General features: G+C 64.9%; 9 protein-coding genes and 1 pseudogene. 4 read left to right on the top strand and 6 right to left on the bottom strand.

Translation table 11 applies throughout. From position 1 onward, the window contains the following. The 3 genes and pseudogenes from VLR48_RS02125 to VLR48_RS02115 form a co-directional block, all read right to left on the bottom strand. Positions 1-575 (bottom strand): annotated as a pseudogene (locus VLR48_RS02125) (hypothetical protein); the annotation flags it as partial. Between the two features lie 3 nt (positions 576-578). Further along, on the bottom strand, positions 579-1,490 hold the full coding sequence (gene asd / locus VLR48_RS02120; RefSeq protein ID WP_325290196.1) for an archaetidylserine decarboxylase: 912 nt from the start codon (positions 1,488-1,490) through the stop codon (positions 579-581). After that, a complete protein-coding gene (locus VLR48_RS02115) occupies positions 1,487-2,101 on the bottom strand; it encodes a hypothetical protein (RefSeq protein ID WP_325290195.1) in 615 nt (204 codons plus the stop codon). Before VLR48_RS02115 ends, asd begins: the two co-directional genes overlap by 4 nt. 529 nt (positions 2,102-2,630) lie before the next feature. On the opposite strand from VLR48_RS02115, the gene msrB reads away from it, so the two are divergent. After that, positions 2,631-3,029 (top strand): peptide-methionine (R)-S-oxide reductase MsrB, encoded by a 399-nt coding sequence (gene msrB, locus VLR48_RS02110; protein WP_325290197.1) that lies wholly within the window; start codon positions 2,631-2,633, stop codon positions 3,027-3,029. Between the two features lie 16 nt (positions 3,030-3,045). Here msrB and VLR48_RS02105 read toward each other — a convergent pair whose 3' ends face one another. Both VLR48_RS02105 and VLR48_RS02100 read right to left on the bottom strand, forming a co-directional pair. Further along, positions 3,046-3,576 carry a nuclease-like protein gene (locus VLR48_RS02105; RefSeq protein ID WP_325290194.1) on the bottom strand — a complete coding sequence of 177 codons (531 nt, stop codon included), beginning with the start codon at positions 3,574-3,576 and terminating at the stop codon, positions 3,046-3,048. Between the two features lie 4 nt (positions 3,577-3,580). Then, a complete protein-coding gene (locus VLR48_RS02100; RefSeq protein WP_325290193.1) occupies positions 3,581-4,291 on the bottom strand; it encodes a hypothetical protein in 711 nt (236 codons plus the stop codon). Between the two features lie 174 nt (positions 4,292-4,465). Between VLR48_RS02100 and VLR48_RS02095 the strand changes: the two genes are divergently transcribed. After that, complete coding sequence (locus VLR48_RS02095; protein WP_325290192.1) at positions 4,466-4,936, top strand: ATP-dependent zinc protease; 471 nt, start codon at positions 4,466-4,468, stop codon at positions 4,934-4,936. 5 nt (positions 4,937-4,941) lie between these two features. Here VLR48_RS02095 and VLR48_RS02090 read toward each other — a convergent pair whose 3' ends face one another. Continuing rightward, a complete protein-coding gene (locus VLR48_RS02090; protein ID WP_325290191.1) occupies positions 4,942-5,745 on the bottom strand; it encodes a 20S proteasome subunit A/B in 804 nt (267 codons plus the stop codon). A 296-nt stretch (positions 5,746-6,041) separates the two neighbouring features. Here VLR48_RS02090 and VLR48_RS02085 point away from each other — a divergent pair, with 296 nt between their 5' ends. Together VLR48_RS02085 and VLR48_RS02080 are read left to right on the top strand one after the other, a co-directional pair. Continuing rightward, entirely contained in the window at positions 6,042-7,499 is a 1,458-nt protein-coding gene (locus VLR48_RS02085) for a circularly permuted type 2 ATP-grasp protein (RefSeq protein ID WP_325290190.1), read from the top strand. A 59-nt stretch (positions 7,500-7,558) separates the two neighbouring features. Further along, the coding region (locus tag VLR48_RS02080; RefSeq protein ID WP_325290189.1) for an alpha-E domain-containing protein at positions 7,559-8,271 on the top strand (713 nt) is incomplete at its 3' end.

The raw sequence follows: 8,271 nt of genomic DNA, 5'->3' as shown, positions 1-8,271 counted from the left end.
GGATAACGGCTCGCGATGGGGCCGACATCGATGGCATTCGGCAGCCAGGACATGGGCATCGAGGGGGCGGGTCGGATGAAGAGCTCGGCCGCGGCATAGACCGCTCGCATCCGCTCCGTCACAGGTGCCGGAACCCGATCGGCCACCGGACTCTCGACCAGGATGTCGAACCAGTTGAGCGAGCACAGCGCCACCCCCGGGAGGCCCGCCCACCGCGCCGCATCGAGCGGCAGCCAGGGCACATCGGCCAAGACCAGGTCAGGTGCCGCGCCGCGCAAGAGGGCGATCTCGTGTTCCAGCCGCCGGTCGTAATCGGCCTCGAAATCGGCGTATCGGATCAGGCTTTCCGACCAGCGGGTGTCGAGCGGGCCGTCCATGAGCAGACCGATATCCGTCGCCTCCTGGATCTGCGCAAACCCGGGCGGCAGTCGGCTGCGCGCAAAACCCGGATCGATGTCGCTCTGCAAGGTGATCCGCAGACCGCGCAACCGCCGCGCCAACTCATGGACGACCGGCGCCGCCTGCGCCAGGTGCCCGTAACCGTGGGCGGTCACGGCGAGAAAGAGATGGGACATACGTCAGGTCTCGGCGTGCTCGGACGCCGCAGCAGGACGGCCGAGCCGCTGGCCGAGTCGAACCTTGCGGCCCGGCACGAGCGTCTCGTCCAACTGCACCCGGCCCGGCTCGAAGAGCAAGATCACGGTCGAGCCCAGATTGAAGCGACCCATCTCGGCGCCGCGTTCGAGCCTGAGCGATCCGCCTGCGGCACCCGGAACGGTACCCGCATTCGAGGGCCGATGCTTGCCGCGTGCAGGCGTCACCTCGCCGGCCCAAACGGTCTCGATCCCGCCGACGAAGATGGCCCCGACCAGGACCATCGCCATCGCACCGACATCGGTCTCGAATCGGCAGGCAACCCGCTCGTTGCGTGCGAACAGCCGAGGCACCAGGTCCGCGGTGACGTTGTTCACGCTGAAGAGCCGCCCCGGAATGTGCCGCATCCAGGCAAGATCTCCGCCGACCGGCATGTGGATGCGGTGGTAATCGCTCGGCGCCAGATAGATGGTCGCGAAGGTACCGCCGGTGAAGGCCCGTGCCCGCTCGGGGTCGCCTCCGAGGAGCTCCTCGACGGTGAAATCCCGACCTTTCGCTTGGATCACACGGCCCGCGTCGATGCGACCGATCTGACTGATCGTGCCGTCGACGGGGCTGACGACCGCCTGCGGATCAGGATCGATGGGCCGTGCATCGGGTCTCAGCGCGCGCGTAAAGAAGGCATTGAAGTGCACATAAGCCTTCGCATTCGGCTCGGCTGCCTCGGTCATATCGATCTTGTAGAGACGCAGGAAGGTCCCGATGAGCAGGTCCTTGAGCGGACGCCACCGCACACGGGCCAACCGATACATGAGACCCGACAAGGTGTGCTGTGGAAGGACGCGCTGAAGGGCGACGAAGAGTCGCGCCCCCACGCCCCGGACTGGTTCCGTCATGGTGTCTCCGGCAACAAGAGGTCAGAGCTGGCGTGGATGGCCTTCAGGTCCTCCGCCATCTGTGCGCCGCCTTCGGTCTCGGGCAGGAAGGCAAGCAGGTAACCGCCCGGTGCGAGGACGAAGATCGCCGGCGAGTCCGACGCGCCGAGGCCGATGTCGGTGCGGAGACGCTCGATCTGCTCGGCGTCGCCGCCGAGGATTTTCAACGCGGGCATGAGGCCGGCGAAATCCCGGTGGAGACCGGCATCACCCGTGCCGACGAGCACGAGGCGCAGTTGTTTACGCAAGGCGCGCTCGTCGGCCACCCGGTTGTAGACATCGATCAGACGCTGGACGGCGAGCTGTCCCGAGGCGCGCGACAGATCGCCGAAGGCGATCAGCGTCCAGCCTTGCAACAGGTCCTTGTGGCCGAACGGACGACCGAGGGCCTCGCGGAGCTCGAAATCCGGCAGGCTCGCAGGCGGACGAATCAGCAACCCGCCGATCGTCGGAGGCGCGGCGCTGCGGCGCTGGTACTGGTTACCCCATTGGTAGGCCAGAACGAACAGCGAGATGGCACCGAGCATCAAGACCAAGCGGACCCAGAGGCGATGTCGGTTCCTCAGGAACATCTCAGGCGAACGCCTCGGATGCACAGGCCGGATCGGCGTCGGTCGACACGGGTTTCGCGTCTGTCGGGGAATGGTCCGGGGCGCATCCTGCGGGCCGGCACGGCGGCAGCAAGTGGACATCGCAACGATGCGACCCCATTAAAGCCGCTCGGGGGGCGCTCGCAAACCCGACCAAGTCGCCGAGAAGAATCGTCCCGCCCGGCCGGACAAGCGCTGTAGGGACAAGCGCAGCGCAGTCCACCAACGCCTGCGCAGAGCTCGGTAGACTTCGCTCTCGCGCGTCCACCCTACCGCCCGGTCTTCTGAACACGTGATCCGGGCGGAGCGTCACCGATAACGTCATGATAGGGAAGGGATCGAAACCGAGTGGCAATCGGGGCAGCGAATCATCGCGATTCGGACCTGAGGATGCGGGCAGTATAAGGGTCGCCTCGCCCGAGGCTCAAGCCAATGCCGCCCATGCTTGATCCAATCGCCAGGCGGGGCGTCGAAGCCAGGTCACATGAAAACCAAATCACACGAGGTCGCTATGGGTCATAAGATCGAGAAAACCGATCGCGAATGGCGCGAAACCCTGACGCCGGAGCAATACCGCGTCTGTCGGGAAAAAGGGACCGAACCTGCCTTCACCGGTCGGTATCACGACTCCAAGGAACCGGGTCTCTACCGTTGCGTCTGTTGCGGCGAGCCCTTGTTCGACGCGAGCGAGAAATTCGATTCCGGCTCGGGCTGGCCGAGCTTTTGGCAGCCGACCGCACCCGATGTCGTGGCGACCGAGGACGATGTCAGCTACGGCATGCGCCGTACCGAGGTCCTTTGCAACAATTGCGGCGCCCATCTCGGACATGTCTTTCCGGACGGGCCGAGACCGACGGGGCTCAGATACTGCATCAATTCGGTGGCCTTGGCGTTCGAACCCGAATCCTGATCGCGTCGCCGCCGCATCAGCGCGGGCCGACGGCGTCGACCGCCGTACCCCAGACGCCCAGCTGCTGCGTGCGGGCGATACGCTCCATGGCGTGATATTCGAACGGCGCACCCGGCAGAGCGAGCGCCCAGCCGCGCTGGATGAGATAGGCGGCCAGATCCTCGCCCGGATTCAGCCCGGTACGTTCGACATGGCAGATCGCTTGAACCCGTCCGGTCTCGGATCGACCGCGCGGCTCGCAGCTCACGAACCCCCTGACGCGGAAGTCGAGCGCAAGTGTGCTGCGCGGCGCACAGCGCACGGGGCGCTCCCAGCGCCGGCACTGGCGCTCGGTCTGCGGAAGATAGATCCCGTAGAGCTCGATCGCCTGCCCCTTGATCGTGAGGGACCCGTCGTCTTCGACGATGGGGATTCCAACGATCTCGCGGGCGCCGGCGGCGAAGGACTGGGCGCCGAGGAGCAACGCTGCAACTACACCGACGAGGACCGCACCCGACAAACGATCGATCCGGCGGTGTCGTTTGTTCGGCAACTCTCGGCTGGCCATTCGGTCAGCGGTCGCTCGCCGGGTTGTCTTGCGCAGAACCGCTCGCAGGCGAGTCCCCGGAGCCTGTTCCCTCGGCGGATGCGTCGGGATCGGCCGGACTGCCCGGATCCTCCGGATTCAGCATGTCCGGGATCATTTCCCCTCCGTTCGAGCCGGGGCCGGTGCCGAGCATGCCGGCCTTCGCACTCTTGCCGGGAAACTCGTACCGCATCTCCGGCCAGATCGCGAGGCCCTTCGCCGCCGACACCGTCCCGCCGGTCGACTCGTTCATGGCGGTCCCGCTCAGTGCGGTGCGCACGATCATGTCGCTCTGACCGGTGATCCCGGCGAGCCGGCCGGTTCCGCCGGTGAGCGTGAAGGTGCCCTTGCAGGAGCCGGGCTCGCCGTTGCAGGTGAACTCGGCGTAGACGGAGTCACCGGTCGGGCTCTCGATGGTACAGAAGCCGTGGCTCTCGAGCTGGTTGCTCAGGACATGGATGATCTGGGTCGAGGGACAGGTGAAGAGCGCCGCATCCAGGAGGCCTTCGCCGTGCTCGATGTACATGATGCCCTCGAAGGTGCCGATGAATTGGAGCTTATCCACGGCGATCTGAAAAAGCTGACCGTTCGCCTCCCAGGGTGCGAGGATCTTGGCGGTGCCCTCCTCCGCAACGGCGGTCCGGGCCAGCGGCAGGGCCAAGGCCGCGATCAGGGTCATGTGGATCGGTCTAAACATGGTGTCTATGGTGTCTCCGGAATGCGTTGATCGAGCTCGCCCGAACCGGCGCCCAGTTTAGCAGTCCGGATAGGGGCTTGGCTCTGCTAACATCGGCCCTTGGCGATCGAGGTCGAGCGGGAGGCGTAGCGGCGTGCGGATTGTGCATTTGACGGCATTGAGCGAGGTTTCGCGATGACTCCCGGCGAGACCTCCGAAACATTGCTGCTGGGCTGGCGTGAATGGATCGCTCTACCGGAGTTGGGGCTCAGCCTCGTCAAGGCCAAGGTGGACACGGGGGCGCGCACCTCCACCCTCCATGCCTTCTATGTCGACGGCTTCCATCGCGGCCGCGAGCGTTACGTGCGCTTCGGCGTGCATCCGCTGCAGAAACGCACCGATGTGGTGATCCACGGCGAGGCACTGGTTATCGACCAACGGCGGGTGACCGACTCGGGCGGTCACCGCGAGGATCGCTACATCATCCGCAGCCGACTCATGCTGGCCGGGCAGGATTGGCCGATCGAGATCACCCTGACCAATCGCGAGACCATGCTGTTTCGGATGCTGCTCGGTCGCACCGCACTTGCCGGCCGTGCCCGGGTCGATCCGGCGCGCTCCTTTCTGACCGGGCGGGTGGCGCGGTCCCGGGAGCACTACGACTGATGCACTCAGGTCGGTAGCCGGTCGGTCGGCGCCTCGCCCATCGCCTCCCAATCGAAACGGGGTAAATGGTCGAAGACACTGCGGATGCCCTCGTTCCAACTGCGCGAGAGCGCGCGCAACGCCGGCGAATCGGCGGTCAGCTTGAGTCGATGGGTCAGGGTCAGGCTGTCCTTGGCATAAATGGCGACCTCGAACGGCGGACCGACCGTCACGTTCGAGCGCGAGGTGGCGTCCAGAGAGACCACGCACAGACGCGCCCCGTTCTCCAGCGACAGGTCCGGCTCGGCGATACGATCCAGCGCCGGCTTGCCGTATTTGGTCTCGCCGATCTGCAGGTAGGGCGTCTGGGGCGAGGCCGCGAAATAATTGCCCTGCGGATAGATCAGATAGAGACCATGCGGCTGACCGGCAATCTGGCCCCCTAGAATGAGCGTGGTCTCCGCACTCACACCGCTTTGGTGCAGTGTCGGGGCATGATCGCGCTGCACCCCGACGCTGACCCGTCCAACGTAATCCGCTGCCTCGAAGAGATAACGCGCACTGAGCATGTCGATCCGCGAGCGCTCGCGGTGTGGATCCTTGATCGCCGCCGTGTCGCGCGGCTGATCGAGGTCACGTCGAATACGGTTCAGCACCTCCTGCGTGGTCGCCAGGTTGCCCGCGGACATGAGGATGAAGATCCGGTCCGCGGCGGGTTGGAAGACATGGAGCTTGCTGAAGGTGGTGACATAGTCGACGCCGGCATTGGTGCGGGAGTCGGCGGCCATTACGAGGCCCTCGTCGAGGGCGAGTCCAAGACAGTAGGTCATGGCGATCCTGTCTGTGTGGTCATTGTCGGGTGGTCATGCACCGGCGGTCTTGTTCGGGCGGTCGCGTGACTGCGGTCGCTTGCATAGGTCTCCGACCCGCGGGGGCGAGAGGATGTGCGGAGTGTCCGAAGACGCGCCGGCGGACGACGGCCGCCCCACCGCGTGCGCGGATAGACGGCGTGGCCCCGTCTCCAGCATACTCCGGTCATGAGGTTTCGAGGTCGATCAACGGTCGATCGACGTCGCAAATCGTTTCGGCCGAGCCATCCCCGACACCTGGTCTGCGAGTAAGTACCATGAGTATCGATTGGAATGCCTACCCCTCCGAGGGTTTCTACGACGAGCTGGTCACCGGCAACGGGCATCGGGCGATCGCCGGTCTGCTTGCCGATCTCGAGGCACTCGGCCCCGAGGAGCTCGTGGCCCGCCAGGAGGCCGCCGATGTTTCGATCAAGGAGATGGGGATCACCTTCACCGTCTATTCGGAGGAAGGCGGCGCCATCGATCGGACCTGGCCGTTCGACATCATTCCCCGCATTATTGCTCAGTCCGAATGGGAGCGCGTGGATGCCGGGCTGCGCCAGCGCGTGCAGGCCCTGAACCTCTTCATCGACGACCTCTACCACGATCAAAAGGTCATCAAAGACGGTGTCTTCCCGGCCGAGGTCCTCGCCAAATCGGTGAACTTCCGCCCCCAGTGCGTCGGTGTCGACCCGCCCTTGGGGATCTGGGCGCACATCTGCGGCTCGGATCTGGTGCGCGACGCGGACGGTACCCTTTATGTCCTGGAGGACAACCTGCGTGTCCCCTCGGGCGTCTCCTACATGCTGGAGAACCGCCTGGTCACCAAACGCGTGCTGCCCGAGCTGTTTGAGCACTATGCCCCGCTGCCGGTCGACGACTATCCCTCGGAACTCTTCGACACCCTGGCGGCACTCTCGCCGCGCCCCGCGGACTATCCCGCGGTGGTCGTGCTGACCCCCGGCATCTACAACTCGGCCTATTTCGAGCACTCCTATCTGGCGCAACAGATGGGCTGCGAGCTGGTGGAAGGGCGCGATCTCTTCGTCGACAAGGACGACTGCGTCTACATGCGCACCGTCGACGGGTTGGCCCGCGTCGACGTCGTCTATCGTCGCATCGACGACCTCTTCCTCGATCCCGAAGCCTTCCTTCCGGACTCCGCGCTCGGCGTGCCCGGACTGATGCGCGCCTGGAAGGCCGGCAACGTCGCCCTAGCCAATGCGCCCGGCGCCGGGGTTGCGGACGACAAGGTCGTCTATGCCTTCGTACCCGAGCTGATCCGCTATTATCTCGACGCGGATCCGATCATCCCGAACGTCCCGACCTACCGCTGCATGGAGCCGGATGCGCTGGCCTATACCATTGAAAACATGGAACGGATGGTCGTGAAGCCCGCGAACGAGTCGGGCGGCTACGGCATGCTGGTGGGGCCCGCATCGACCAAGGCGGAACGCGAGCACTTCGCCGAGCTGATCAAAAAGGACCCGCGCAACTACATTGCCCAGCCCGCGCTGAAGCTCTCGACCGTGCCGACGATCATCGGCAAGAAGCTCGAGCCGCGTCATGTGGATCTGCGTCCCTTCATCCTCTCGGCGGATCGCCAGCAGGTCACGATGGGCGGGTTGACGCGGGTGGCGATGCGCAAGGGGTCTTTGGTCGTGAACTCCTCCCAGGGCGGCGGCAGCAAGGACACCTGGATCGTGCCCGAACCGCCGCAGACCGACGAATGAGCGGCCGAGCCGTCGGCAGGGACGGAAGCGAATCCAACCGAGCATAGGGGTCGGAACACATGCTCTCGCGTGTTGCAGAAAACATTTACTGGATGGCCCGCTATGTCGAGCGGGCCGAAAACACCGCCCGTATCGTGACGGTCAACGCCAATCTCCTGCTCGACCTGCCCAAGGGCATTGCGCCGGGCTGGCGACCCTTGGTCGACATCACGGGTGCAAACCCGCTCTTCGAAGAGCACTACAAGGACTACAGCGAACGTCACGTCGTGCGGTTTCTCCTCGCCGACGAGCGTAATTCGGGGTCGGTCCTGGCGGCGCTGGTGGCGGCACGCGAGAACTGTCGCACCATTCGCGACTTCGTCCCGCGCGAGGTCTGGGAGCTACTGAACGAGATCTATCTCTTCGCCCGCGAGGATCTCCCCAAAGGGATGACAAAAGGGGGTCGACACGCCTATCTGAAGCGCGTGATTCAGGGCGCACAGAACATCAACGGTCTGCTCTCGGGCACCATGCTGCACGATCAGGGTTACGACTTCCTGCACCTGGGGCGCTTTCTCGAGCGCGCGGACATGACCACCCGCATCATCGACGTGCGCTCGGCCAATCTGCTCCCCGAGGAGGCGACCGAGCTGCGACCTTTCGAGACCATTCAATGGGTCAGCGTGCTGAAATCCATGACGGCCTACCAAGCCTATCGGCGCAGCGAGCAGATCCGCGTCCTGCGCGTACCTGTGTTGCGTTTTCTCTTTCAGAACGAGGCGTTCCCGCGCTC

This window comes from Thiocapsa sp. (genome assembly GCF_035467215.1).
Classification (GTDB): Bacteria; Pseudomonadota; Gammaproteobacteria; order Chromatiales; family Chromatiaceae; genus Thiocapsa.
Note: the sequence above shows the minus strand (reverse complement) of the source record. Positions and strands in the feature narration are given on the sequence as shown.

Excerpts from the sequence above, each read along its gene's own strand:
- asd (WP_325290196.1), bottom strand. The coding sequence starts at position 1,490 with ATGACGGAACCAGTCCGGGGCGTGGGGGCGCGACTCTTCGTCGCCCTT.
- VLR48_RS02115 (WP_325290195.1), bottom strand. The coding sequence starts at position 2,101 with ATGTTCCTGAGGAACCGACATCGCCTCTGGGTCCGCTTGGTCTTGATG.
- msrB (WP_325290197.1), top strand. The coding sequence starts at position 2,631 with ATGGGTCATAAGATCGAGAAAACCGATCGCGAATGGCGCGAAACCCTG.
- VLR48_RS02105 (WP_325290194.1), bottom strand. The coding sequence starts at position 3,576 with ATGGCCAGCCGAGAGTTGCCGAACAAACGACACCGCCGGATCGATCGT.
- VLR48_RS02100 (WP_325290193.1), bottom strand. The coding sequence starts at position 4,291 with ATGTTTAGACCGATCCACATGACCCTGATCGCGGCCTTGGCCCTGCCG.
- VLR48_RS02095 (WP_325290192.1), top strand. The coding sequence starts at position 4,466 with ATGACTCCCGGCGAGACCTCCGAAACATTGCTGCTGGGCTGGCGTGAA.
- VLR48_RS02090 (WP_325290191.1), bottom strand. The coding sequence starts at position 5,745 with ATGACCTACTGTCTTGGACTCGCCCTCGACGAGGGCCTCGTAATGGCC.
- VLR48_RS02085 (WP_325290190.1), top strand. The coding sequence starts at position 6,042 with ATGAGTATCGATTGGAATGCCTACCCCTCCGAGGGTTTCTACGACGAG.